The sequence below is a fragment of the Pseudoalteromonas sp. S1609 genome (genome assembly GCF_005887255.1).
GTDB lineage: Bacteria > Pseudomonadota > Gammaproteobacteria > Enterobacterales > Alteromonadaceae > Pseudoalteromonas.
In genome coordinates this window covers 1-25,826 of sequence record NZ_PNDJ01000030.1, presented here as the reverse complement: position 1 = coordinate 25,826, position 25,826 = coordinate 1, and the positions used below count along the sequence as shown (strand labels likewise).

Annotated in this window: 21 protein-coding genes, 2 pseudogenes and 1 riboswitch; of the genes and pseudogenes, 21 read left to right on the top strand and 2 right to left on the bottom strand. The window is 35.7% G+C overall.

Annotated elements, in window-relative coordinates:
• Nucleotides 1-109: 109 nt before the first annotated feature.
• The 13 genes and pseudogenes from galU (at nt 110) to CWB76_RS08900 (ending at nt 12,065) form a co-directional block, all read left to right on the top strand.
• Nucleotides 110-1,006: a UTP--glucose-1-phosphate uridylyltransferase GalU gene (galU, locus tag CWB76_RS08955; protein WP_138606957.1), complete on the top strand. Its 897-nt coding sequence runs from the start codon at nt 110-112 to the stop codon at nt 1,004-1,006.
• Nucleotides 1,007-1,045: 39 nt separating this feature from the next.
• Nucleotides 1,046-2,179, top strand: a complete 1,134-nt coding sequence (gene wecB / locus CWB76_RS08950) for a non-hydrolyzing UDP-N-acetylglucosamine 2-epimerase (RefSeq protein ID WP_138606955.1) — start codon at nt 1,046-1,048, stop codon at nt 2,177-2,179.
• A gap of 33 nt (nt 2,180-2,212) precedes the next feature.
• Nucleotides 2,213-3,463 carry a UDP-N-acetyl-D-mannosamine dehydrogenase gene (gene wecC / locus CWB76_RS08945; RefSeq protein WP_138606953.1) on the top strand — a complete coding sequence of 417 codons (1,251 nt, stop codon included), beginning with the start codon at nt 2,213-2,215 and terminating at the stop codon, nt 3,461-3,463.
• Between the two features lie 10 nt (nt 3,464-3,473).
• Nucleotides 3,474-4,814: a UDP-glucose dehydrogenase family protein gene (locus CWB76_RS08940; RefSeq protein ID WP_138606951.1), complete on the top strand. Its 1,341-nt coding sequence runs from the start codon at nt 3,474-3,476 to the stop codon at nt 4,812-4,814.
• 20 nt (nt 4,815-4,834) lie between these two features.
• The gene (locus CWB76_RS08935) at nt 4,835-5,248 is read left to right on the top strand and encodes an acyltransferase (RefSeq protein ID WP_138606949.1); all 414 of its coding nucleotides are present in this window, start codon (nt 4,835-4,837) and stop codon (nt 5,246-5,248) included.
• The gene (locus CWB76_RS08930; protein WP_138606947.1) at nt 5,241-6,377 is read left to right on the top strand and encodes a glycosyltransferase; all 1,137 of its coding nucleotides are present in this window, start codon (nt 5,241-5,243) and stop codon (nt 6,375-6,377) included. Before CWB76_RS08935 ends, CWB76_RS08930 begins: the two co-directional genes overlap by 8 nt.
• Nucleotides 6,370-6,621 (top strand): annotated as a pseudogene (locus CWB76_RS20570) (hypothetical protein); the annotation flags it as partial. The gene CWB76_RS08930 and the pseudogene CWB76_RS20570, both read left to right, overlap by 8 nt.
• Before the next feature lie 99 nt (nt 6,622-6,720).
• A pseudogene (locus tag CWB76_RS20565) lies at nt 6,721-6,870 on the top strand (DapH/DapD/GlmU-related protein); the annotation flags it as partial.
• Nucleotides 6,871-6,896: 26 nt separating this feature from the next.
• On the top strand, nt 6,897-8,111 hold the full coding sequence (locus tag CWB76_RS08920) for a polysaccharide biosynthesis protein (RefSeq protein ID WP_138606943.1): 1,215 nt from the start codon (nt 6,897-6,899) through the stop codon (nt 8,109-8,111).
• Nucleotides 8,104-8,994 carry a glycosyltransferase family 2 protein gene (locus CWB76_RS08915; RefSeq protein WP_138606941.1) on the top strand — a complete coding sequence of 297 codons (891 nt, stop codon included), beginning with the start codon at nt 8,104-8,106 and terminating at the stop codon, nt 8,992-8,994. The genes CWB76_RS08920 and CWB76_RS08915 overlap by 8 nt, the downstream gene beginning before the upstream one ends.
• Nucleotides 8,991-10,223, top strand: a complete 1,233-nt coding sequence (locus CWB76_RS08910) for an O-antigen ligase family protein (protein ID WP_138606939.1) — start codon at nt 8,991-8,993, stop codon at nt 10,221-10,223. Before CWB76_RS08915 ends, CWB76_RS08910 begins: the two co-directional genes overlap by 4 nt.
• A gap of 10 nt (nt 10,224-10,233) precedes the next feature.
• Complete coding sequence (locus CWB76_RS08905; protein ID WP_138606937.1) at nt 10,234-11,301, top strand: acyltransferase family protein; 1,068 nt, start codon at nt 10,234-10,236, stop codon at nt 11,299-11,301.
• Nucleotides 11,302-11,333: 32 nt separating this feature from the next.
• On the top strand, nt 11,334-12,065 hold the full coding sequence (locus tag CWB76_RS08900) for a WecB/TagA/CpsF family glycosyltransferase (RefSeq protein WP_138606935.1): 732 nt from the start codon (nt 11,334-11,336) through the stop codon (nt 12,063-12,065).
• A 90-nt stretch (nt 12,066-12,155) separates the two neighbouring features.
• Here the strand turns inward: CWB76_RS08900 and CWB76_RS08895 are convergent, their stop codons facing one another.
• On the bottom strand, nt 12,156-13,889 hold the full coding sequence (locus CWB76_RS08895; protein ID WP_138606933.1) for a hypothetical protein: 1,734 nt from the start codon (nt 13,887-13,889) through the stop codon (nt 12,156-12,158).
• 71 nt (nt 13,890-13,960) lie between these two features.
• Nucleotides 13,961-14,047: riboswitch (cyclic di-GMP riboswitch) on the bottom strand.
• Nucleotides 14,048-14,178: 131 nt separating this feature from the next.
• On the bottom strand, nt 14,179-15,135 hold the full coding sequence (locus tag CWB76_RS08890) for an acyltransferase family protein (RefSeq protein ID WP_171039607.1): 957 nt from the start codon (nt 15,133-15,135) through the stop codon (nt 14,179-14,181).
• A 394-nt stretch (nt 15,136-15,529) separates the two neighbouring features.
• On the opposite strand from CWB76_RS08890, the gene CWB76_RS08885 reads away from it, so the two are divergent.
• The 8 genes from CWB76_RS08885 (at nt 15,530) to CWB76_RS08850 (ending at nt 25,238) form a co-directional block, all read left to right on the top strand.
• Entirely contained in the window at nt 15,530-17,737 is a 2,208-nt protein-coding gene (locus CWB76_RS08885) for a choice-of-anchor A family protein (RefSeq protein ID WP_138606930.1), read from the top strand.
• Nucleotides 17,738-17,848: 111 nt separating this feature from the next.
• On the top strand, nt 17,849-18,247 hold the full coding sequence (locus tag CWB76_RS08880; protein WP_138606928.1) for a 3-phosphoshikimate 1-carboxyvinyltransferase: 399 nt from the start codon (nt 17,849-17,851) through the stop codon (nt 18,245-18,247).
• 192 nt (nt 18,248-18,439) lie between these two features.
• On the top strand, nt 18,440-19,843 hold the full coding sequence (locus CWB76_RS08875; RefSeq protein ID WP_138606926.1) for an undecaprenyl-phosphate glucose phosphotransferase: 1,404 nt from the start codon (nt 18,440-18,442) through the stop codon (nt 19,841-19,843).
• Nucleotides 19,827-21,041, top strand: a complete 1,215-nt coding sequence (locus CWB76_RS08870) for an outer membrane beta-barrel protein (protein ID WP_138606924.1) — start codon at nt 19,827-19,829, stop codon at nt 21,039-21,041. Before CWB76_RS08875 ends, CWB76_RS08870 begins: the two co-directional genes overlap by 17 nt.
• A complete protein-coding gene (locus CWB76_RS08865) occupies nt 21,038-21,559 on the top strand; it encodes a polysaccharide biosynthesis/export family protein (RefSeq protein ID WP_138606922.1) in 522 nt (173 codons plus the stop codon). Before CWB76_RS08870 ends, CWB76_RS08865 begins: the two co-directional genes overlap by 4 nt.
• A gap of 24 nt (nt 21,560-21,583) precedes the next feature.
• Entirely contained in the window at nt 21,584-23,791 is a 2,208-nt protein-coding gene (locus tag CWB76_RS08860; RefSeq protein WP_138606921.1) for a GumC family protein, read from the top strand.
• Nucleotides 23,792-23,803: 12 nt separating this feature from the next.
• On the top strand, nt 23,804-24,532 hold the full coding sequence (locus CWB76_RS08855) for a tyrosine-protein phosphatase (RefSeq protein ID WP_138606919.1): 729 nt from the start codon (nt 23,804-23,806) through the stop codon (nt 24,530-24,532).
• The gene (locus CWB76_RS08850) at nt 24,525-25,238 is read left to right on the top strand and encodes a VpsP family polysaccharide biosynthesis protein (RefSeq protein ID WP_138606917.1); all 714 of its coding nucleotides are present in this window, start codon (nt 24,525-24,527) and stop codon (nt 25,236-25,238) included. Before CWB76_RS08855 ends, CWB76_RS08850 begins: the two co-directional genes overlap by 8 nt.
• Nucleotides 25,239-25,826: the final 588 nt, after the last annotated feature.

Here is a 25,826-nt window from a genome sequence, read left to right as displayed (position 1 = left end):
GTATAATACCCGCCCATACGGACAGTAGCACTTAAAATACATGCTTAAATTTAGCAACAGCATCAATAAGTTTCTACGAAAAATAAAAAGTTAAGAAAAAGGAATTGAAGTGAAAGTATTAAAAGCAGTCTTGCCTGTTGCAGGTTTAGGTACGCGCATGCTACCAGCCACCAAAGCAACGCCAAAGGAAATGCTTCCGCTAGTCGATAAACCTCTCATTCAATACGTTGTAAACGAAGCAGTAAAAGCCGGTATTAAAGAAATTGTACTGGTAACTCATGCATCTAAAAACGCAATAGAAAATCACTTTGATACCAGCTTTGAGCTAGAAGCGACCTTAGAGGCCCGTGTAAAACGCAGTTTGCTAGAAGAAGTTCGTTCAATAATCCCGCGAGATGTAAGCATTATTTCGGTTCGTCAATCAGCGCCGTTAGGCTTAGGCCACGCAATACTTGAAACTCGCCCAATCATTGGCAATAACCCTTTTGCTATTTTGTTGCCTGATGTCATTATCGATCAATATAAGTCGAACCTAAAGGTTGATAACTTAACGCAAATGATCGGCCGATTTGAGCGCACCCAGCATAACCAAATTATGGTTGAGCCTGTCCCACATGAAGAAGTGCACAACTATGGTGTAGTTGATTTAGCGGGTAAAAATATTGTCCCAGGCGAAAATGCAGCCATTACCAACATGGTTGAAAAACCAAACAATGACGAAGCGCCAAGTAATTTAGCCATAACAGGGCGATATGTTGTGTCGCCTGCTATTTGGGATTTGCTTGAATATACGCCACCAGGTGCAGGCGGCGAAATCCAATTAACAGATGCATTACTACAGTTACGTCACCTTGAAACAATTGAAGCGTATCATTTAAAAGGTAAGTCGCACGACTGCGGCTCAAAACTAGGCTATATGCTCGCAAACGTAGAGTATGCAATGCAATCAGGCCTAATGGGTGAAGAATTTACCAAGCGCGTTAAGCAATTAATGGCAAATGCATAAAGTTATGCAAAATCGGTTAGTAAAAAATTAAGGGAAATCATGGCTATTAAAGTATTAAGTATTTTTGGTACGCGACCTGAAGCAATAAAAATGGCGCCGCTAGTTAAAGCGCTAAATGAAGCAGACGGTATTGATGCAAAAGTATGTGTTACTGCTCAGCATCGTGAAATGCTTGACCAAGTTTTAGACCTTTTTGAAATTGTACCAGAGTACGATTTGAACATTATGAAACCGGGTCAAAGCTTATACGATGTAACAACAAATATTTTGTTAGGTCTAAAACCTATTCTTGAAGAGTTTAAACCAGATTTAGTGCTTGTTCATGGCGATACCAGTACTACTTTATCTGCAAGTTTAGCGGCGTTTTATCAGCAAATTCCAGTGGGGCACGTAGAAGCAGGTTTACGAACAGGCAACTTAAGTTCACCATGGCCAGAAGAGGGTAACCGCAAGCTTACTGGTGCTATTACAAAGCTGCATTTTGCACCAACGCAAACATCGCAGCAAAACTTACTCAATGAAGCGGTAAGTGCTGACGATATCGTAATTACTGGTAACACCGTTATTGACGCATTATTACAAGTGGTTGATAAAGTAAAAACCGACAGCGCTTTAATTTCAACTCTAAAAGCTAAATTTCCAGAACTCGATGAAACTAAAAAGCTTATTTTAGTTACAGGGCACCGCCGTGAGAGCTTTGGTGGCGGTTTTGAGCGAATTTGTGAGGCATTGGTAGAAATTGCAACTGCGCACCCAGATACACAAATTTTATACCCAATGCATTTAAATCCTAATGTACGCGAACCAGTAAATCGCATATTAAAAAATGTTGATAATGTGCATTTAATCGAGCCGCAAGACTACCTACCATTTGTGTACTTAATGAATCAAGCTCACATAATCGTAACCGACTCAGGTGGTGTTCAAGAAGAAGCGCCAAGCCTAGGTAAACCTGTACTTGTTATGCGTGACACCACAGAACGCCCAGAAGCGGTAGAAGCAGGTACAGTTAAACTAGTAGGCACAGATAAAGCTCGCATCGTGAATGAAGTTAATAACTTACTCACTAACGCTCAAGAATATCAGTCAATGAGCCGTGCACATAACCCTTATGGTGATGGTAAAGCGTGTGAACGCATTGTGGCTAAAATTAAGCAACACTTTAAAGATTAAAATAAAGTTTAAAACTTTTTCAAGGATTTAGTAATGACAATTAAAACAGTTTCAGTTGTTGGTTTAGGCTACATAGGTTTACCAACTGCGGCGGTTATTGCATCGCGCGGTATGAAAGTAATTGGTTTAGACGTAAGCGAAAAAGCAGTTAATACCATTAATGCCGGTGAAATACACATAGTAGAGCCTGATCTGGACATAATAGTTCGCGGCGTAGTATCTACTGGTAACTTAAGAGCGACTACAACGCCAGAAAAAGCCGATGCGTTTATGGTAGCTGTACCTACACCATTTATTCATAGCGAAAGTGGTAACCACAGTGCAGACTTAAGCTATATTAAATCGGCTGCAAAAATGATTGCCCCAGTGCTTGAAAAAGGTAACTTAGTTATTTTAGAAAGCACCTCACCTGTAGGTGCAACAGAGCAACTAGCCGCTTGGTTAAGTGAAGCGCGCCCTGATTTAACGTTCCCACAAGATAAAGGCGATGCCGCCGACATCAATGTTGCTCATTGCCCTGAGCGTGTATTACCTGGTTATGTATTACAAGAGCTGGTATCAAACGACCGTGTAATAGGTGGTATGAGCAAAGCATGTAGCGAAAAAGCCGTTAAGTTATACGAAACTTTCGTGCGCGGCGAGTGTATTATTACTAATGCTCGTACTGCTGAAATGGCTAAGTTAACCGAAAACTCATTTCGCGATGTAAACATTGCCTTTGCCAATGAATTGTCAGTCATTTGTGACAAATTAAAAATTAATGTGTGGGAGCTTATTAAGCTTGCTAATCGTCACCCGCGTGTAAATATTTTAAACCCAGGCCCAGGTGTTGGCGGCCACTGTATTGCGGTTGATCCTTGGTTTATTGTTGCAAGTTGCCCAGACGAAGCAAAAATAATTAAACAAGCACGCTTAACTAACGACGCAAAACCATTTTACGTAATTGAAAAAGTAGCAAAAGCCGCTGATGAATTTAAACGTCCAGTTATTGCATGCCTAGGCCTTTCATTTAAAGCCGATATTGACGATCTTCGTGAGAGCCCAGCATTAAATATTGTTGAAGAGTTAGCAGCAAAAAATATTGGTGAAATACTTGCGGTAGAGCCAAACATTTCAGAGCTACCAGCCAACCTAGCAGATAAAAATGTTAGTTTAGTGTCGTTAGAAAGCGCACTGGAGCAAGCAAATGTCGTTGTAGTATTAGTTGATCATAAACAATTTAAAGCTGCAGATAAAACAGAGTTTGCATCAAAAGTTGTTATTGATACTCGCGGTATTTTGTAAGGAACTTATAATGAAAGTTACTTTTTATGGTATTGGTTATGTTGGCTTAGTTCAAGCCGCAGTTTTTGCAGACGCTGGCCACGATGTTTGCTGTGTCGATATTGATGAAACTCGGATAGAAAATCTAAAAAAAGGTATTATTCCAATTTACGAACCAAGTTTAGCACCATTAGTTGAAAAAAACTTTGCAGAAGGGCGTTTAATATTTACAACAGATGCCCAGTTTGGTGTTGAGTTTGGTGAGCTTCAGTTTATTGCAGTTGGTACTCCGCCAGACGAAGACGGTTCTGCAGATTTAAAATACGTATTAAAAGTAGCAGAAACTATTGCTACACATATGCAAAAGCCAAAAGTTATTATCGATAAGTCAACAGTACCTGTCGGCACGGCAGATAAAGTTAATGCAACAGTGCAATCAATTCTTGATAACCGAAAAAGTGATTTAACCTTCTCAGTGGTATCAAATCCTGAGTTTTTAAAAGAGGGGGCCGCAGTTAGTGACTGTAAGCGCCCTGATCGCATTATTATTGGTACAGATTCAGTTGATGCAGAAGAGAAGATGCGTGAACTGTATACTCCATTTAACCGAAATCATGAAAAAATTATCGTAATGGATATTAAAAGTGCTGAACTCACTAAATATGCAGCTAACTGTATGCTTGCGACCAAGATTAGCTTTATGAACGAGATGGCTAATATTGCAGAGCGAGTAGGGGCTGATATAGAGCATGTTCGCCATGGCATAGGCTCAGATCCGAGAATTGGTTATCAGTTTATTTATCCTGGTTGTGGTTACGGTGGTTCATGTTTTCCAAAAGATGTACAAGCACTTGTTCGCACAACTGACGGCATAGGCTACGAATCAAAAATTCTCAAAGCAGTTGAAGCCGTAAATTATGCTCAAAAGCATAAGTTATTTGAATATATTACTAAGCACTATGATTTAGAGAAAAATCCAGATGCAATAAAAGGTAAGATTTTTGCATTGTGGGGTTTAAGCTTTAAACCTAACACAGATGACATGAGAGAAGCACCAAGTCGTATTCTAATGGAGCAACTATGGAAAGCAGGGGCCAAGGTGCAAGCTTATGACCCTGAAGCAATGGAAGAAACCCAACGAATTTTCGGTAGTCGAGATGATTTAAGCTTGATGGGTACCAAAGAGTCAGCTCTAAACAAAGCTGATGCCTTAGTTATTTGTACAGAATGGCAAAACTTTAAAGCACCAGACTTTTCATTAATAAAGCAGAAGCTTAATGAAGCCATCATTTTTGATGGCCGTAATCTATTTGAGTTAAAAAGAATGAAAATGAAAGGTATAAAATATTACAGTATAGGTCGCCCTGCATAAATACTTAAGGTTATAAATATATGGTACGTTTTATTCGATTACTGCTTTTAAGCTTGAGAGTTAAGTTTTTAAAACTTTATTACGGGATGAATATTTCAGATGGTGTTTTACTTTCTAGTAAATGCAACTTAGACAAAACAAACCCAAAGGGCGTTTTTATAGGTCGTGATTCTTATGTTGCTTTTGGCGCGACTATACTTACACATGATTTTGTACGGGCTATTCATGCTGATACAATTATAGGTAAAGAGTGTTTTATTGGAGCCAACTCGATTGTTCTGCCAGGCATTACAATAGGTAATAATTCAATTGTTGCTGCCGGAAGCTTAGTATCAAAAAATGTACCTAATAATTGCATAGTAGCAGGGAACCCTGCGAGAATAATAAAGCAAAATATATCCACCAAGAAGTATGGGAAATTAGATAATGTCTGACTTAAAAGTTTTACATATTGTTTCTGATTACCCAGATCATACAACTCTTAACTACACTAACGCTGTGAAAAACTTACTTCATGAAACTCAAAAAGAAGCTAGTCATAAAGTAATTGCGCTGAGAAGAGTTAAGATGGGAAAACTATGCTTTCAAAAATATGATGGGTACTTTTATTTTCAGGTTCCATCGCTACCATTTGCTTTATTTCATATATTAAGTTCATTTATTTATTCCTTAATTTTGTTAAAAGAAATAAAAAAGAATAATATTCAGTTTGATGTTATCCATGGTCATAAACTAACAGTTGATGGTGTTATCGCTTATTTTCTGTCTAAATTTACTGGTGTTAAATACGTTTTGAGCGTTAGAGCTGATACAGATCTTAAGTTTATAAAAAATAAGCCACTTAGCCGTCATGTTTTTCGCAATATTTTTAAAACAGCTAAACATATATTTTGGGTTAGTGCTTGGTCTAAAAATACGATTAATAAAATGTTAGGTTATAAACATTTAAATGAAAGCAACTTACCTAACATAGTAACTACTGAAAGTCACACTAATCCTTGTTTAAATGAAGGCTTCACTATATCAAAAAAATTTATCTTTGTTGGTAGATTAGAGTCAGCTGAAAAAAAAGGTTTACTCGATGTCATTGAGGCTATGCAATTTTTCCCTGATGTTACGTTAGAGATATACGGTTCTTCAAATGATAAAATTAAAGGAGAGCTGTTAGGTTTTAGCCTAAAACATGGGGTTGGTGATCAAGTATTCCTTAAAGGTACCTTACCCAAAGCAGACCTAATTGATAGTTACAAGAATTACTGCGCATTGTTAATGCCAAGTAAAAATGAAACTTTTGGAATGGTTTATGTCGAAGCATTGTTAGAAGGCCTTCCTGTTTTATGTTGCGAGAAATCAGGTATAGATGGCTATTTAAGAGATAAAAATTACCTCCAGAAAGTTTTATTTAAAGATAAATTAGCTATAAAAAATGCTATGCAACTTTTTCTTAAAGAGCAGTCAATGATTAAGAAAAATTTATACAGGGACATAAGAGATGGAATGCTTGATGTTTTCTTAGTAAGTAATGTTAAAGATAGATATTTGAGCGACTTAAAAAATGTATAAAAAAATATTTAAATTTCCTACTTATTGGTTTTACCTTGCTTTTTCAATACACCTGCCTGCCAATTATAGGCCTTTAGGTAAACTGTTTAGGAAAGTAAGATCTCTTAATGCAAAGTGCTTTCTAGATTTTCATGGGGGTAACTTGAATATAGAGAAAGATGCAAAATTTTCGCCTAACATTCGTATAGGTAAAAACTCTATGTTAGGAGAGAATTGCAGAGTTTATGGAGGGGTAACCATAGGTAATGATTTATTAATGGGGCCCGATGTTAAAATCTACACAAAGAATCATACAATAAAAAATAGAGATATCCCTATAAATATGCAGGGAGAAGAATTTAAAGATGTTAAAATTGGCAATGATGTTTGGATTGGAGCTAATGTAATTATATTACCTGGAGTTACTATAGGAAATGGGGTTGTTATTGGTGCTGGCTCAATTGTTACTAAATCAATTTCTAACTACCAGATCGTGTGCGGTAATCCTGCCAAGTTGAAAGGTCATAGGTAAGTTTTAAAATGAAAGGGAAAATAATAACTTCAATTTTAAATCAAGGGATTTTGAGTGTATTCAATCTTCTAATTAGTATTTACCTTATCAGGATTTTAAGTTTTGAGAGTTTTGGCCAATATAGCCTAATTTTTGCTATTGGTATGACATTAATCTCTTTCCAAAATTCATTAATCGTGACCCCAATGGCTATTAGAACTAAGAAAAGGGTACTTAATGGTTTTTCAAAATACATAAACTTTTATAACACCATTGAGTTACTTTATTTGGTAGTAGCTTCTTTTATTGCATTTTTTATTACGATTTACTCACAGTTAAGCTTGATTGCAGTTGGACTTTATTTAGTATCTTTTTGCTTAAGAGAATATATTAAATCTTTATTGCTAATAGATTTTAATGTCCGAAAAGTTTTTTTCTTGGACGTAGTATTTATTTCGCTTTCACTATTACTTTTATTTCTAAACAAGCTTTTATATCAAATTACTCCAAATAGTGTTCTCTTATTATTAGGTTTGGCTTCTTTATGTGCCGCATTAATTCCATTACTTTATCTAAAGTTAAAGTTAACATTTTCCATTATTAAAGTTTATAGATTCTATAGTGTGAAAATTTGGTCAATTGCAAAGTGGTCTAGTATCGGAGTGTTAATTACAGAAATTCATAGTCGCTTGTACATAGTAGTTTTAACTGCATTTTATTCAGCAGAAATCTTAGGTTTAGTTCAGGCCGCAAGAGTCTTTTTTGGTCCATTAAATTTACTAATAAATGGTTGGATAAGAGTTGCTAGAAATCATCTCGCCTCGCTTGTGGGAACTAATTCTTTAAGAAAGTTTGGGCAGTTTTATACACTAAGTATTATCTGTGTAGTATTTTTAAACGTATTTATTTTGTTTCTAATATATTTTACTTGGGCATTTGTTGAAGACTATTTATTTAGTGATGCCAAGCAAGAGATGTTCTTAACAGTATTTCTGTGGGGTTTATGCGTAGCCATTATCCAGTTAAGAATGGTTACATCTACAGCTTTACAAGCTTTTGATGTTTTTAAAATACAAACACTATTTAACTTAGTTGCGAGTCTATCGACTGTCATTTCAATGACCTTTATCATTATATTCTTTGATTGGCGATATGTACCTTTATCAATAGCGTTCGGAGAATTAGTCCTATTAATTATGTCATATATTTATTTAAACAAATTAAAGAGAGTTCAAAGTGCCTAACAGTATCATTACTATCTCAATATGTACTTACAAAAGAGCGTATCTTATAGAGACTATTAATAGTGTTATAAAATCTATTAATAAAACAAATGAGTTTGTAACTATAAATATTATAGATAATGATGAGTACCAATCTGCTTACCAGTTGTTAACTGATGTACCAAAAGCAGAAAACTACACTATCCAATATTTCTCTGAAAAAACTAAAGGAGTTGTTAATGCGAGAAACAGAGCTATTCAATCTGTAAATACTAAATGGCTAATATTTGTAGATGATGATGAAGTTGTAGAGGAAAATTGGTTTTCAAAGTATTTGGAAATTATTAACAATAAAAAACTCTCTTTTGGCGCTGTAATTGGTCCGGTTTTTACAACCTATCCTAGCTTTGTCGACACAGACATAAAAAACTCCGGGATACATGATAGAAAGCATTATGGACATCTAGAACGTATATTCCATGGTGCCACAGGTAATTGTTTGATAGACATGGATGTAATAAAAAAGTTTAAAGTTCTGTTCAGTAAAGAATTCAATGAAACTGGCGGTGAAGACTCGGATTTCTTTGAGAGGCTTTCTAAGCATGTCCCTATTCTCTGGAATAACGAGTCTATAGTTTATGAAATGTTGACAGAAGAAAGGGCAACTCACAATTGGGCTTTAAATAGGCTTTATTTAAATGGTAAAAACTATGGTACTAGGAAAATTTTACGTGAAGGAAAAAAGTACGCGCTTTATTTATTTCTTAGTACTTGCGTTAAGTTGAGCTACCATGCGGTTAAATATATTACTTTCTTTAGTAATACCGCTAAGCGCTTTAGAGTTAAATGTGAAATATATAGAGATTTTGGCCGAATAAACTCTTGTATTAGTATATTCAGATGAAAATCTTTATTTTTCTCAAAAAGTACGGATTTTTAATTGTCCTCTTATATTTATGTGGCTTTTTTACTCCAGATTTAGCACCAAAGGTTTCTTTGCTCGAGTTAGACTTGAATACTTTAAATGAGGTAAAGTCTGGAAGCGATAGTTTTAAGCAGTTTTTTTGGATATCGCTAACATTTTTATATCTAGTTTTGTTCTTTAAAGAAAAGAGCAACCCGTTATATCAACTAGCACTTAAAGAATTAAAATTACCATTTCTATTTTTTGGAGTCTCTCTCTTAATATTTTTTATAAGCTGTTTTTGGTCTAATTTCATATCACTAACGGTCAAGAGAACATTATTCCAACTTTTACTATTTTGGGTACTTGTACAGTCATATATCTTCTCGGTATTAACAGGTCAGTTAGTGAATAATGTGAGAGCTTTATGCATTTTTATTATCGCGATGATCGTTTTTTCTATTGTAATTGGTTCAGGAGTTAATCCCTATTTTGAGTTGGCAGGCTTTTCTAAATCAAAAAACATTATGGGGGCGACATTAGCTTTTTTAATTGTATTTTCACATATAATTTTCGTGTCCAATAATAAGCTAAAAGAAAATAAAAAAATTCTTTTAATTTTAGGTCTATTCTTGATATTTACTGTCAGCAAAACATCTATCATTTTGGTAGCTTTGTACTTTCTACTAACTCAATTATCGAGCATCGTAAATAGAGCTTTTACTTTTTTCGCTGTTTTTTCAGTGCTGTGCTTGTTCATTGTTTTTCCCTACATATCTTACTTAGCAAATGATTTTTGGAATATAAGCATGTTTGTTGATTCTAGTTTCATGACCGGGCGAGGCGCAATATGGGAAAATATTTACCATGACCTTTATTACTTTGAAAAAATAAATTTAGGTTATGGCTATGGTAGTTATTTTGGAACGCCTATCACACCGTATTTTTTTGATGATGAATATAGTTTTATGCAATATATTAACTCAGCCCATAACGGCTATATAGAACTATTAAGCCAAGTAGGTATCTTTAGCTTATTCATAATTATTTCTTATTTTTTTATTTTTTATCGAAAAACCTCTAATGTTTGCATTTCAGCACTTAGTTTTCCAATTTTTTATAATATATCTGAGCCTGCTTTTTTTCGAGATCAACATATAGTATGGATATTGTGCTTATTGCTAATTTGTGTTGCTCATATTTCTCGCCCTAACATACAGCGTGTATAAAGAAGATAAAATGAATGAATTTATAAAAAAACCCAGGTTAGAATGGTTAGACTCATTGAGAGGTTTAGCTATTTTGTTACTCATCATAATGCATTATATTGGTGCAATTGAAGCTAGAGGGTTATTACCAAGCAGTTTAGTTGAGCCGATAAAAGCTACCTTTAGAGTTGCAACCCCCTTATTCATAACAGTTTTTGGATTTACTGTTGCGTATGTATTTTATGGGAAAATAAATAACAAAAAAAACTTTTCAAATTTAGTTGTTTGGAGCTTAAAGCGTTTACCTAAAGTCCTTTTAGCTCGAGAAGTTATAGTAATTATTTACTCAATGGCCCACCCGGAACACTTAGAAACAATTTTTGAAACCTTGCTATATTCTAACTTTGCAGCAGCAGGAGAGATACTTACATTTTACTTTTTAGCAATATTATGTACCCCATATATCCTCACTGTTATATACAAGGTTAATTCAAAAATAGTGTTAATATTAACATTATTTATATATGCCATTACTTATTACATTGGCTCGTCATTTGGCGCAAGTAATGAGGGAATGATGTTTAGACTCTTCTTTTATGATGTTTACCCATTTTTTCCATTTTTTACTTGTGTAGTTATAGGAATGCTTCTGGCAAAATTGTATATAGTCTTAGAGATAAATCGGAATAGATTAATAGCTTTTTTGGGTATTTCCATTAGTGCAATAGCACTTGGTTTAATAGTCTTTAACGTTATCAGTGAAAATGTGCTAATAAGCCTCTCACTGGCGAAATACAAAGCCCCACCTCACCCAGCATACTTATCCCTGTATATTGGTATCTCTATATTATTTGCTCTTACTCTGGCTTTTGTGACGGAGATGAAATTAATTCCACCGTTTATACATCATGCATTATCAGTAATCGGAAGAAATTCACTCTTAGCGTATGTTTTACATTATTTTTTACATTTCACCCCATTGGTAAGTCAATATTTACTTGGTAACAAAAATATCATGGTTGAGATATTTACTTTTTTGATAATATTACTATTGAGTTATTATTTTATTGTAATAAAAGATAAACATAGTAATAGATAGAGCTTATAAACCTATAGTTAGTAAGGATGATGATGCACAGAATAAATTTTTTGAATGCTCCTATGGATATTGCTACGATGGAGGAGACAGTTTCTTTCATCGAAGATAGAATTGAGAAAAAGCAATTTTTACAGCATGTTGTTGTTAATGTCGCAAAAATAGTTAATATGAAGAAGGATCCTGTTTTAGCTGAGTCGGTTAAAGCGTGTGATGTAATTAATATTGATGGTATGGGTGTTGTGTTTGGTGCGCGTTTTTTGGGGTATGATGTTCCTGAGCGTGTAGCGGGAGTTGATTTGTTTCATGAGTTATTATTTATGAGTGCAAAAAGAGGCTTCCCTGTATTTTTACTTGGCGCTACTGAGGAAGTGGTTAGCAAAACAGTAAGTAAAGTTAAAGCAATAAACCCAAATTTAAACATAGCAGGTTATAACGATGGCTATTTTTGGGATGATGAAGAGGCTGTGGTTAATAAAATTCGTGAGTCGGGTGCAAAATTGTTGTTTGTTGCGATTACTTCGCCTAAAAAAGAAAACTTTATTAATAAGTGGCAAGATAAGCTAGGCGTAGACTTCGTAATGGGCGTTGGTGGTACCTTTGATGTAGTGGCTGGTAAAGTAAGGCGTGCACCAAAATGGATGCAAAGGGCTGGGCTTGAGTGGTTGTACAGAGTACTTCAAGAACCAGGAAGAATGTGGAAGCGTTATTTAATAACTAATTCACAATTTGCATATTTACTTTTGAAAGATAAATTCACTAAATAAAGTACATTTAGCTGGTTAAATAATGGCCTTACATAACAGCTAAAGCTTTTATGTATTCAATTTTTATAAGTAAATTATATTAGCGTACTACTAATATTCTATGAATGATTCTGATATTGCTGTGTACTCCCTAAACCAACTAGGATTACCTAATTGATAAATTATGTTATCGGTTAATTCTCTAATTGATGGCTGATATTTTATCAGTGCTCGGTAATCGTATGTCACAGCAAGCTGTTCTGTTTTGATAGCGATTCCGCTGCCATCAACTTTATTAGAAATTAACCCTGGACCTATTAGCATTTTTTGTATAACTGTTTTAGCCATACATTCCGGAATTTCAGAATTTTTTAAGTAACCCTCTTGGTCAGCGACTATAATAAAACCGACATCGAGATGACCATGACTAGAATCTTCAATTGTTTCGTTTCCATTTAGCTCCCATGAATAATTCCACACACAAGTTCCGTCATTATTATGAATTAAGTAGTCATTGAAAAATCCTTCAATTTTCTTTAGTTTGTTTTTATATTCAGGTATGCCCCCCAACCATTTGTCTAAGTATATAATTGCAGTTCCCATCGTCATTAAATGATTAAATGCTCTAGGATTAGACCATAGTCCAGCATCTCCATAATGTTCATTTGGAGCTACATAATACCAACTTCCACTAATGCTGCTCTGTTTTGTTTCGCTCCATGACGAATTGTGGGATTTCACAATCTCAATACTTAGCTCTATATACTTATCTGCTAAATCATTAAATTTATCTAGACTATTAGTCTTAATAACATCGACTAATCGCATAACGGCATTTAAAACCATCCCATCATTCAAAATAGAAACTGTTTTGGAAGAACTATTCATCCACCCAGGGGAGAACTCTGTTCTATTTTTTAGATAGTACTTAGGAGCTAGATTATATGAATTTCTAACTAAGTTATTTCTTTCAGCTCTTTTCTCATCGGTGTTTTCGAATATAAAATTGGCTAATTCAATAGCCCACTCTATGTACATTGTGTCATTCGTTGCCTTATACAAGTTTATATAAGTTCTTAACCAATAGTGCCCTTCCCAAGCAAAGTTTACTGCATCTAGAGTTTCCTGTGACTCACTTAACAATGGTAAAACAGGGTATGTACTTTCTATTAGAGCACCTAGTTGTTCAGCTGATTCAACCCATTTTATATTCGCTACTGGTATTTTAAGATCATGTATTAGGTCGTGCTTATTGACGTTGTTAATAATGATGGATGCGTTATTTAAAGGGATAACTTTTGGTGATCCATTTTTATCAAAAGCTATAGACCTACTATTTTTAATGTTATTTAGATCAATAAATGAGATTGCTTGTAATGTTCCTTTGGAGTAGATATTGCCTCTTCGAAAAAGTCTATCATATGAAACAGAGGTGGGAGATATATTTGGATCGAAAGTGTGAGCATTATTTACACCATCAGATATAAGCATGACTCCTTTTTTAAATGTCACTTCTAAAAATTTAGTTTTATTAAAATCCATTTTCCCCCAAATACCTGGCCAGCTCTTACCAAATTGTGCTTGAATAGAGTGGGAAAAGTAACTCAAATATTCATTTGTCTCGGAGTTTGAAGCTATAAATATTCTTTCCCCGCGTTCGACAACAGTATTACCCAGCCATACAATGATTTTATAATCACCCGAAGGGGTCCATGGGGTCATTTCTATGAAGGAGTTATAGCCGTTGAATTTTATAGCAGTATTTGCAGTGGCACTTATAGGATAAGTTATTAATAAAGCATACACTGTTAATGAAATAATAAAAAAGGTAGTAGATTTCTTCATAGCAAGACCTCCAATATTAGGTTTAGAGATGGCTTTGACATAAAATCAGAAGAATGGGTTGTGTTTCATTCTAAGGTAGCCCCGCTACCATAGACAATTATATCCTTAGGTCGGAAGCTTTGCGTCACTATTTTTAAATAGCTTTGCCATTTTCTAAGATTGATTTAATTTATGTAAGTTTAAATGTGGCTAATGAAAAGAATATTTATTAATCTTAGTACATTTTGACATATGTACAATCTATTGTTAGTGGCGACGACCATCCTAATTTATAAACATTTAAAGATATTTATAGAATGACTTTAACTCTTCTATTAATTTTAATTATAAAAATTGAAGCTAATGCAGATATTATAATCCCTAAGATAGTTAAAGTAACTCCTTTATATTCTAAAAATGTCTTTAACATCGTTAAGATAAAAGAGTGTATAAAGTAAATGCCTGAAGCATACAACGAGATTTGCTTAGTCGCTCCACTGATATAATTCTTCTGAAAATAGATGAATATTAAAGGGCATAAAAATATCAAGCTCAAATAATTATCAAAAGCACCATCCCTAAATGGTTGATAGTAATTTATAGAAGACTCTAAAGTTAACATTGCCCCCCCAGTTAATAATCCAATCAAATTCACTTTTTTTGAGATCACATTGTAAAAAGAGTACTTATTAATTAAAAAGCCTATAGTAAAAAAAGGAAATGCAAAAAATAGAAAGTTTCTATGTACCCATGTTTCATTAAAAGCAATATCTAAGTCGCTACCTTGAAATAAATGATAGTTACCAGCATATTGGATAAAAACCCCAATTAAAAATGTGACTAACACACTTGTGATAATGAAAGAGGTATTTAACTTGTTTATTAATAGTATTATCAAGGCTGCTCCAATCATTCCTGATACGTACCATAAATGTTGGTAACCAATTAAAAATTTTGCTACTAAATCGAAGATTTCTGAGGTTGACATTCCAGGTAAGTTAAACCAAAAATAAGAGTAAAATGTCATCCATACTAAATATAAAATTCCAACCTTTTTAAACCATTCTAATTCTTTCTTTTTTATTAATATTGAATAAAAATAAAATCCGTTAATTATAAAAAATATTGGAACTGCAATTCTAAATATGCCGTTCACAAATAAGAATTCAGCGAACTTACTTATTTCACTTAAAAACCTTGCATGTAAACCAACAACCATGAATGCCATTGCCAATTTTAGAAGATCTAGAGATATATTTCTTTTCAAGGTGTGCTCCATTTTGGGTCCAAAGGCGATCATTTCTAAATTAAAACTAAAGGCACCAGACCTAAAACCTTTTAATTGAATATATGATACTGAATTAGCGAAAATGAAACAATTAAAAGTAAAAGCAAGAAAGTGGCCGTTAACTTTTTGGTAACATTAATTGCCTCTTTAGTATTTATATTTATGTTTTTTTGATTTTTTATTTTATATAAGTTATTGATATTACGTTTTTGTATTTTTTTAGAAACTTAAATTTAGTACTTTTGTAGTGTTTTTATTCCTTTTAATTTTATTTGTGTATATAATGTTCACCAGAATTTGATGGATTAACTTTCGTTAAACAAATGACTTTAATTTGGTGCCTTTAATGCACTTTTTCATTTTGAGGGAAAAAATGACTAACTCACTATTAAAATTTAAAAAATTGAGTGCAGTGATCGCACTTGCTTTAGCCAGCTCTTCAACCCTGGCTGCAGATTTAGGCGTAGCCAATAACTTTTCAGCATTTGTTTTTGACGATTTTAAATCGAATATCGGTCGTGCTGATGGCGCTATAGCTGCAGGTAAAATCGACATAAAAGGTTACAGCGTTGGCTTTTTACGCCCGTCTAACCCAAATGAATACTATTTAATTAGTGAATCAAGTATCGATTACAAAATAGGGCGCCAGTTTGTTGGTAGCATGATTGCCGGTGGTGGTACCGATGTAAGCTGGAGTGTTCGTTGGGGTATGGAACGTGGCACTGAAATAGCTTCTAATCAAGATGAATCAACCATGCCATTTAACTTTGATAAGCAAGAGCAATATTACAAAGATTTAAGTGCTGAGTTAGGTAAGCTTGATGCTACAGGAACAGTACAAAGTAAATGGGGCGGCCTTTACTTAGAAGGCGATGGCAGCTCTGATACTCAAGTATTTAATTTAGATGCGCGCCAATTTGCTAAAGCCCATACTTTTAAAGTGTGGGGCATACCAGCTGATGCAACAGTTATTTTTAATATTACTGGCGACGATGAATTAAATGTAAAAGGTAAAAGTTTTTGGCGTTTACGCAATCATGCAACCAAAACTGTATTTAACTTCACTAATGCAGAAAAACTGAACATTAAAGGTAACCGTTGGCAAGGCGTTGTATTAGCTCCTTACGCAGACATCAGAGGCGTTTATGGTACAGCCAAAATGCCTGTGATTGGCCAAAGCTTTTATGGCTCAATGGCACTATTAGGTGGCGAGTTTAACGGTAATTTACCTAAAGCGGCTGAGCCTATTGCACCATTTGCAATGGAGAAAAAATGGAGCTGGAATTCAAGTGATTTCATGCCTGAATTTGATCAAGTAATCTCTACACCTGTTGTCGGACAGCTCAATGATGATAATAAAGATGGTAAAATTGATGAAAAAGATGTTGCGGATATTGTTATAAGCACTTACTCAAATAAATTATATATCAACCCCGGTATTGTTAGGGCTTTAGATGGAAGAGATGGCTCTGAGCTATGGTCATATGAACAGGGCGCTATTTATACTGATCCAAGAAATAGTATAGCCTTAGGTGATGTCGATGGAGATGGTATAGTTGATTTAATTGTTAATGATCACACATCAGGTACAGTTGATATAATTTCAAACAAAGGAGAACTAAAGAAATCACTTGAGAAAGAAACAAAACTCCTTGGTGCGGTAAATATTAGTGATATAAATAATGATGGTTCTGTTGAGATCATTATTGGTCGAAATGTATTTAACTATGATTCAGGTTATTTATTTAACACTAATTTTGGTGCAGGTGCTATTACATTAGACTCAGATAATGATGGAAGTCAGGAAGTCTTCTCAGGCGGTGGGATGTATAAAAACGATGGTACATTATTGTGGCAGCAAGGAGAGCCAGGTAAAGCTTGGTTTAGTTCTGTTGCAGATTTTGATAATGATTCTAAGCCAGACATTTTGGTTACCGCACCTTCAAACGAAGCGACACCTAGCATGGGTTCAATAAGCCTTCTTGACAATTCAGGTAATGTTATTTGGACAAAAACTGATCTAAGCAATCCTGGTGGTGGCGTTCAGTCAATAGGTAATTTTTTCTCAAGAGATGAGCTAGGTATTGTTTCTTCTGGTTATAACTCAGTGCAAATGCGAAACAGCATTGGTGATATTATATGGTCGTCATCTCATGATGATTCATTAAGCGGAAGAATTGGTTTAAGTTCATTTGACTTCAATTCTGATGGTTTGGAAGAAGTTGTAACTATGGATCATTTTGAAGTTCGAATTCTAGATGGCAAAACTGGAGGTGTTTTAGCATCAGCACCTAACTCAACAAGTACTTTATGGGAATACCCAATAGTGGTTGATCTAGAGGGCGATGATAATGCTGAGCTTATTGTTGTATCTAATAATTCAGATGAGAGGTATAGCATCAATAACGGCGTAACGGTTTTTGGTGCTGCTGATAACAGCAAACCTTGGAAAAATGCAACACGCATTTGGAACCAACATTCTTATCACCAAACTAATATTAACCAAAACGGTACAGTGCCAACAGCGGAGTTACCAAGCTGGTTAAATAACAATACCTATCGCTCTGGTACGCTTAAATAAAAGTACCTTTAGCAAATAAAAAGCCAATTAAATTTTAATTGGCTTTTTATTATTGGGTAGTTGTTTAAAAATAACTGAAAATTTATTATTCACACTTTAATTGAGGCTTTTTTGTCAAACCTACAGAATGATCCCGCTATTAGAAGCTTGTTAGAGCGAATGCCTAAAAATATTCAAACGACCTTTACTGATGAACAATTAGCCCATTTAAAGATAGCCATTGGTGCTAGGCAGTGGGGTAACCATGCTGTTGACTGCAGAGGTGTAGTTAAACTTTTTAAATACCGATATTACTATGTTTTTTTAGCAGGTCGAAACAGGCGTGAACTAAGTGTAAAAGAGCAAAAAATAGCGAGGTTTACTCAAGGAGTATTTTTAAGTTTGGCAGCTACGTTTACTATTTTACTTACATTGCTGGTTTTATATTTGATTAAATCCGCATTGGGCATTGATTTTTTTGAAGGATATTCGTTTGGGGTTTGGAGTTGGTTTAAGGGGTTATTTAATTAAGCCTAAGTAAAATGCGAGTATTCTCTTTTAATACTTACACGGACAAAGCAATAGTTAGCTAAAAGTTATAAACATGAATTTTAGTACTTTTGTCGGGATCAGCAATTGAACAAAATTAGCTAATACTATATCATCCACGTGGATTTTGTGAGTTGCTACTCACACTGAATTAGCTATAAGGAATTAAGCAAAATGACATCTCCAAGGACTTTCAAACCTTCAGGTTCCTCTGATGCCAATTTTTACCGATTATTTGATATATTTGCGCTGTTTTTAGCTTTTCAGTGTGCAGCCCTGCTTTACAATTTTAAACTCACTCCTATTTATGCCGCTTCTGCGCTTACGGTTGCGCTTAGCTATTTATACAGTGCTGAGTTGTTTTCTACTTATCGTTCTTGGCGCGCTGGTAAATTTAGAAAAATGGTGTTGTGTGCATGGGGCAGTGTGCTTATTGCATTCGCATTTTTATTGGTTGTTTCCTTTTTATTTAAGTTTAGCGAATCACTTTCTCGAGTAGGAGTTGCTATTTGGTTTACGTTAAGTGTTACGTTTTTATATATGTGGCGCTTGGGTGTTTACTTATATAAACGTAGTCGCCGTAAGTTAGGGTTGTCTCAACGGAATGTTGCTATTATTGGCGCAACCGAATCGGCCGCTTATTTACATGCTGAAATTGTTAAACACGATGAGCTAGGCTTTAACTTTAAAGGTTTTTACGACGATAGAAATCCTGAACGCCTATTTGAACAACTGGAACATCAAGGTGTTGAAGGAACAATACAAAGCGCTGTAGATGCTGCTCGTAATGGTGAAATAGATATACTTTATATTGCACTGCCTATGAAAGCGCAAAAACGCATAGCTGATATTTTATTGCAGCTAGGTAATACCACGGTAGATGTGCACGTAGTGCCCGATTTTTTACTTTCAAACTTAATACACGCCCGAATTGAACATGTGGGTGACGTAGATACATTAAGCGTGTTTGAAGCACCATGCATTGGCGCCCATGAGTTTATAAAGCGCACAGAAGATATAGTAGTTTCAGCCATTATTGTTACCTTAATTACTCCGGTTTTATTAGCGATTGCAGCTGCAATCAAGCTGACATCTAAGGGGCCTATTATTTTTAAGCAAGACCGCTACGGTTTAGATGGGCAAAAAATAAAAGTGTGGAAGTTTCGTTCTATGACAGTGACCGAAAACAGCGATGTGGTGACTCAGGCAACAAAAAACGATGCTCGAATTACCCCGTTAGGCGGCTTTTTGCGACGCACTAGCCTTGATGAACTACCACAGTTTATAAATGTTTTAAAAGGCGACATGTCTATTGTTGGCCCTAGGCCTCATGCGGTGGCGCACAACGAAGAGTACCGCCAAAAAGTAGAATTTTATATGTTTAGGCATAAAACCAAACCGGGTATTACTGGTTGGGCACAAATTAATGGCTGGCGCGGAGAAACCGATACGCTTGATAAAATGGCCAAGCGAGTTGAATACGACTTACATTACATTAAACATTGGTCTTTATGGTTTGATGTGAAAATAATTTTTATGACAATTTTTAAGGGATTTAAAAGTGAAAATGCGTACTAATATAATTACCACTTTACTTGTTGCGTTAGGGGTATCTGCACCTGTATCGGCAGTAGAATTACAACCTGGCAGTGTAATGACTAAAGATGGCGCTGAAGTTACGCCAATGCTGCAGCTTGGTGTAAGCAGTAACGATAACTTTTTTATGACGCCGTCGGCTACACAAACACGTTTAATATGGAATATAGCACCCAGTTTAAACGCATTAATTGAAGATGGCCCCGACAGCTATGAATTTGATATAGCGTCAAGCACGTCGTTTCATAACAAAGACACTACTGATAATTTTACTCAAGTTAATGTTGGTGCGGGTGTTCACAAGGAGTTTACTAGCCAACACCGATTAGATGTAACTGGTAACGCCGATTGGTTATATGAGCCTCGTGGTGGTGGATTAACTGAAGGGCAGGGCAGTGCGCTAAATGAGCTTGTAAATTATCAACAACAAAACTTATCTGCTCGCTATGAATACGGCGCAATTAGCTCTAAAGCTATGTTTGCTTTAACAGTTGGTTATTATAATAAGAATTACCAAAACTTTACGGCCATATCGCAATTTCGTGATTACGATAAGCCAATCCTCTCTGTTACTGGTTATTATAATACCCAAGCTGGTACGCGTGCCTTTTTAGAGGTAAAGCAAGAAAACTATCAGTACGATGTAATTGACTCAAACGGTATTACCCGTGATTCAGACGATGTAAAAGTATTGTTAGGTATGGAGTGGGAAGCTACTGCCGTTACTACTGGCTCTTTTAAACTAGGTTACCAAAATAAAGATTTTGAGTCGAACCAGCGTGATAACTTTAGTGGTTTAAGTTGGGAAGCGGCTGCAGTTTGGAAGCCGTTGAGTTATTCAACCTTGCAACTAGTTACCAGCCGTGCAGCTAAAGATCCATTAGTGCAAGGTGATTACATTAAAGAGAGTGTTTATGGTGCAACATGGCAGCATGATTGGAGCGAATATTTAAGCTCTGTAGTAAGCGCTAATTACGTTGATCAACAGTACTCAGGTAACTTTAACCGTAAAGACAAAGTTAAAAATGCTCGCCTAGGCTTAAATTACTTAGCTAATAACTTTGGCATGGTAACCGGTTATGTTGATTTTATTGATCGTAATTCAACTCAAGCTGACATTGAGTTTGATCGCGTTATCGTTGGCCTTAACTTTACATTTGCATTAAAGGGTAATGAATGAAGGTTAGAACTTTAATTGGCCTAATTCTATTACTCAGTTTTGGTAGTTTTGCGAGTGATTCGCAAAACTACATATTAGGTGCAGGCGACAAAATAGAAATAAAAGTATTTGGTCAGCCAGACTTAGATGTAACCTCACTGCTTGGTAATAGCGGTGAGATTAACTACCCGTTTTTAGGTAAGGTTAAACTTGTTGGTTTAAGTGTTTCACAGGTTGAACAAACAATAATTAGTGGTTTACAGCCTGATTATTTAGTTAACCCTAATGTGTATGCGCAAGTAGTAGAGTACCGACCTTTTTATATACATGGAGAGGTTAAAAAACCGGGGGGATACCCCTATCAGCCTGCTATGACGGTAAACCAAGCGATAGCACTTGCCGGTGGATTAACAGAACGTGCCTCGGTTGATAAAATATTTATTTTTAAAGAGCAAACCAAACAGCAGCAACAAAAAGGTAGTTTAAATAGCCAAATTGCAGCGGGTGACACCATAAAAATAGAGCAACGCTTGTTTTAAGCGGTTTAAGGCAGTAATAACAAAATGAATACACACTCTGAAAAACCTAGCAACAACGAGGAAGTTATTGATTTAGGTGCTTATCTTAATGTAATTAAGCAAAGTAAATGGAAAATTTTAGGTTTTGCTATTGTAGCTACACTATTAACCATCATGGTTGCTTTAACTTTAGTGCCTAAGTATGTAGCCACAGCCACTTTATTAATTGAGTCGGAGCAAACAAAAGCGGTAAGTTTTGATGAAATATATGGTTTAGACTCTACCAAAAAAGAGTATTATTCAACCCAGTTTGAAGTGATTAAGTCAAACACGGTTGCTCGAGAAGTAATTACAAAACTGAATTTAAAACAGCATACTGACTTTATTGCTAAACCTTCACTTATAAGTGAGTTGAAAAGCATGGTTAAGCAGCTGTTACCTTTTTTAAATAAAAAAGAAGGCTCTGTTCTTAGCGAAGAAGAGCAAGCAGAGCGAGAAATGCTAGGTTTGCTTGCTGCTTTTAAGTCTCGCTTAAGTGTGTCTCCTATTCGTAAAACACAATTAGTGCGTGTAAGTTTTGAGTCGAGTGATTCTAAATTAGCCGCTTTGGTGGCTAACACGGTCGGCGAGGTATACATAGAAAGCCAAATGCGCGCTAAAATGGGAATAACCCAACAGGCGTCGAGCTGGTTAAACACGCGTTTATCTGAATTGCGTATACAACTAGATAGCTCTGAAGCTCGATTACAAGCTTACCGAGAAGCGCAAAAGTTGGTTGATATAGAAGGTATTGCAGGGCTGGTTACCCAAGAGCTTGAGCAAATTTCAAAGCAGTTAGTCGATGCACGTGCGACTAAAAATAACCTTGAAAGCATTAACCGTGTTATTGACGAATATGGCAACGACAACATAGAGTTACTTGGTAGCATGCCCGAAATTACCTCGCATCGTGTTGTACAAGATGTTAAACGCGAAGTTGTATTGGTTGAGCGTAAGGTGAGTGAGCTTAGTGAGGTTTACGGCCCTAAACACCCTAAAATGATTTCAGCTAAATCTGAACTTGCTACAGTTAAAACTAACCTTAATAAGCAAATTAAAGGGTTAATTACCGGTATTGAAAAAGAGCTAAATAGAACAACGCGAACTGTAAAAGCGCTTGAGCGCGATTTAGCTAAAATTCGTGCTGAATATCAAGATATTACCCGTAAAGAAACTCAATATAATCAATTAAAACGTGAAGTTGAAACAAACCGCAATATTTTTAATACCTTTTTATCACGCTCTAAAGAAACCGAAGTAACCAGTGACTTTAGCTCAGCTGCAGCTCGTTTTACAGACCGTGCTTATGCTCCACGAAACCCAAGTAAACCTAACAAAAAGTTGATTGTTATTTTAGCCTTTGTTGCTAGTTTTGGTTTTGCAGTAGTAATGACTTTTGTTTTTGATGCCTTAAACGACACAGTTAAAAATAAAAATGATGTAGAAAATAAACTCGCTCAACGTATGTTAGGGTTATTACCGCATGTTGCGGTACCTAAAAAGAGCTATTTTCCGATCCATGCTTATTTAGAGGATACCTATCGTCGTTTTGCCGAATCGGTACGCACCTTCCGCACTAGTTTGTTGTTAACTCATCTTGACCGAGCGCATCAAGTTATTGCTGTTACCTCTACTTCACCAGGAGAGGGTAAAACGACCACCTCTGCTAATTTAGCGATGTCGTTGGCACAAATGGGTAAGGTATTATTAATTGATGCAGATTTACGTAAACCAACGTTAGCTAAACGATTTGATATACCGGTATTTCACCCAGGTTTAAGTAATTTAATGATAGGCACTGAACAATTAGCGGAGTGTGTTCATGTTGATGCGCAATCGGGTGTTACAATTATGCCGAGCGGACAAATACCGTCGAATCCACTTGAGCTATTATCAAATCCACGCTTTGCTGAGTTACTGAGCGATTTAAAAGCGCAGTACGACCATATTATTGTTGATACACCGCCTACACAAGCTGTGAGCGATGCATTGGTAATTGCGCAAAGTGTAGATTCGGTAGTTTATGTTGTTAAATCTGATATTACCCGTATTAAACCAATTACAGCGGGCCTTGAACGTTTATTTGAAGTAAAAGCGCACGTTGCCGGTGTAGTACTTAATAAGGTCGATATGAGTAAATCTAAAGATGAGCATAGCCATGGCTACTATGATTATTACGATTACTCACAGCAACCTGAAAAGCCACAAGCGTAACTAAGTTAGTTTATGATTGATATTCATACGCATATTTTGCCGAGTATTGATGATGGCGCTAAAGATTTAACAGAGTCTTTAGCGCTTTTAAAATTGGCTGAAAACGATGGCATTACGCATATGGTAGCAACGCCGCATATTCATGTAGGCCGCTTTAATAATTCGATTTCTGTTATTAATGATAATTTGGCAAACTTACAACAAAATGCAAAAAATGAAGGGATTAATGTAAAATTAGCTGCCGCTGCAGAGGTACGTTTAGACGTAGAACTTATGGCAATGGTGATGGCTAATAAATTGCCTTTTATTGGTGAAATAGCAGGCAAAAATGTGCTGTTATTAGAGTTACCGCATTCACATATGCCGCAAGGCTACGATAAGTTTATTCAGTGGCTCGCCAAACAAAATATACGCGTTATTATTCCGCACCCAGAGCGTAATCGCGATATTCAGTCAAACCTTTATTACATTGAACACTTAAAGCAGTTAGGCTGCGACTTTCAGTTAACGGCATCGAGTATTGAAGGTGAGTGGGGAGAAAGCGCACAAACTATAGCGTTACAAATGTTAAAAGATGGGTTAGTAAACTATGTTGCCTCTGATGCTCATTCAGTAAAACGTCGACCGCCTATTTTAAGCCAAGCTAGAAAAACAGTAGCGCAATTATTAGGTGAAGAGCAGGCCACAACGCTTTTTGTAACTAACCCGCTGCAACTAACCGAGTGTTTATTTAATGACTAAATTAAACATGTTCAAGGTAGTGCCTGCTGTTATTTTAGCCATGATAGTAATTGTTATTGCTTATACAAGTATGCAAAGTATGCGCGCAAATGCGTGGTACTTTAATGCTCTAAATATTGTGCAAGAGTCAGGTGGCGCTTTGTCTGGCTCATCGCTTCAGGCGGCAGAAAATGCGATTACCTTGGCTACTAATATGGACCCTGAGCATCCTCATTATTGGCACTTTTTAGCCCATATAAAAATGCTAGGTTTAGCCGGTACTGATACAACATCAATTGAGCAAATCGAACATACTCAGCAAACATATCAACAAGCTGAGCAAGCGTTGTTAAAGTCGGTTGAGTTAAGACAAACTTGGGCACTAACCTGGATAAGCTTGGCGCAAGTTGTCAGCTATCAAGAGGGGCCAACAGAACGGGTTTATAATTATATTCAGCAAGCCAAAAAAGTTGGCCCATATAAACTAGATGTTCATTTAGGCATTATTCAAATTGCGTTAATGCACTGGAATGAACTACCACCTACCTACAAAGCCCTTTATGTTAACGAGCTTAAATTAGCCTCTAAATACGGCTATAAGTTTAATAACATTTTTAGCATGGCTAAAGAAATGAACCGTTTACCAATTGTGTGTTTATCGCTTCAATTTGGAACTCATTTTGAGGCGGTTAGAGGCAGTTGGATGTTTAATAAATACTGTGGTTAAAAAAATAAAGGGGCTAGGGATTAGGTGGTAGGTTTTAGGCTTATCCTCGAAACCCGACTACCAAAACATGAAGTTTAACTTCTGTAATCACAGCACTTCTTAGTTTTCTTTGTACATAATTTCCTGAAAATCTAATTGCACTGAGAGAAGCGAATGAGGAGTAAATGAGTAAACATTAACGATTAAGCCCCTTATTAATGAAAGCTTTCTGTTTTTATCACTTCCTCTAAAGCGCAGCGTCTCTTAGCCCTCTTTGTGTATAATTTTCTTAAAGATCTTATTGAACTGAGAGAAGCGAATGAGAAGTAAATGAGAAAATAAAGCCACTAAGCTAAGTGACTAATTATTTTGTTACTACCTCTAAAAGCGCAGCGTCTCTTAGCCCTCTCTGTGCATAAATTATTTAATGATCTAATTGCACTGAAAGAATCGAATGAGAAGTAAATGAGTAAACACTAACGATTAAGCCCCTTATTAATGAAAGCTTTCTGTTTTTGTCACTTCCTCTAAAGCGCAGTGTCTCTTAACCCTCTTTGTGCATCTTCACTTAAGAGAATATTAACTATCAAGTTGAGTTATAAATCATTA

Coding starts and splice junctions, on each gene's coding strand:
- wecB (WP_138606955.1), top strand. CDS start 1,046: ATGGCTATTAAAGTATTAAGTATTTTTGGTACGCGACCTGAAGCAATA.
- wecC (WP_138606953.1), top strand. CDS start 2,213: ATGACAATTAAAACAGTTTCAGTTGTTGGTTTAGGCTACATAGGTTTA.
- CWB76_RS08940 (WP_138606951.1), top strand. CDS start 3,474: ATGAAAGTTACTTTTTATGGTATTGGTTATGTTGGCTTAGTTCAAGCC.
- CWB76_RS08935 (WP_138606949.1), top strand. CDS start 4,835: ATGGTACGTTTTATTCGATTACTGCTTTTAAGCTTGAGAGTTAAGTTT.
- CWB76_RS08930 (WP_138606947.1), top strand. CDS start 5,241: ATGTCTGACTTAAAAGTTTTACATATTGTTTCTGATTACCCAGATCAT.
- CWB76_RS08920 (WP_138606943.1), top strand. CDS start 6,897: ATGAAAGGGAAAATAATAACTTCAATTTTAAATCAAGGGATTTTGAGT.
- CWB76_RS08910 (WP_138606939.1), top strand. CDS start 8,991: ATGAAAATCTTTATTTTTCTCAAAAAGTACGGATTTTTAATTGTCCTC.
- CWB76_RS08905 (WP_138606937.1), top strand. CDS start 10,234: ATGAATGAATTTATAAAAAAACCCAGGTTAGAATGGTTAGACTCATTG.
- CWB76_RS08900 (WP_138606935.1), top strand. CDS start 11,334: ATGCACAGAATAAATTTTTTGAATGCTCCTATGGATATTGCTACGATG.
- CWB76_RS08895 (WP_138606933.1), bottom strand. CDS start 13,889: ATGAAGAAATCTACTACCTTTTTTATTATTTCATTAACAGTGTATGCT.
- CWB76_RS08885 (WP_138606930.1), top strand. CDS start 15,530: ATGACTAACTCACTATTAAAATTTAAAAAATTGAGTGCAGTGATCGCA.
- CWB76_RS08875 (WP_138606926.1), top strand. CDS start 18,440: ATGACATCTCCAAGGACTTTCAAACCTTCAGGTTCCTCTGATGCCAAT.
- CWB76_RS08865 (WP_138606922.1), top strand. CDS start 21,038: ATGAAGGTTAGAACTTTAATTGGCCTAATTCTATTACTCAGTTTTGGT.
- CWB76_RS08860 (WP_138606921.1), top strand. CDS start 21,584: ATGAATACACACTCTGAAAAACCTAGCAACAACGAGGAAGTTATTGAT.
- CWB76_RS08855 (WP_138606919.1), top strand. CDS start 23,804: ATGATTGATATTCATACGCATATTTTGCCGAGTATTGATGATGGCGCT.
- CWB76_RS08850 (WP_138606917.1), top strand. CDS start 24,525: ATGACTAAATTAAACATGTTCAAGGTAGTGCCTGCTGTTATTTTAGCC.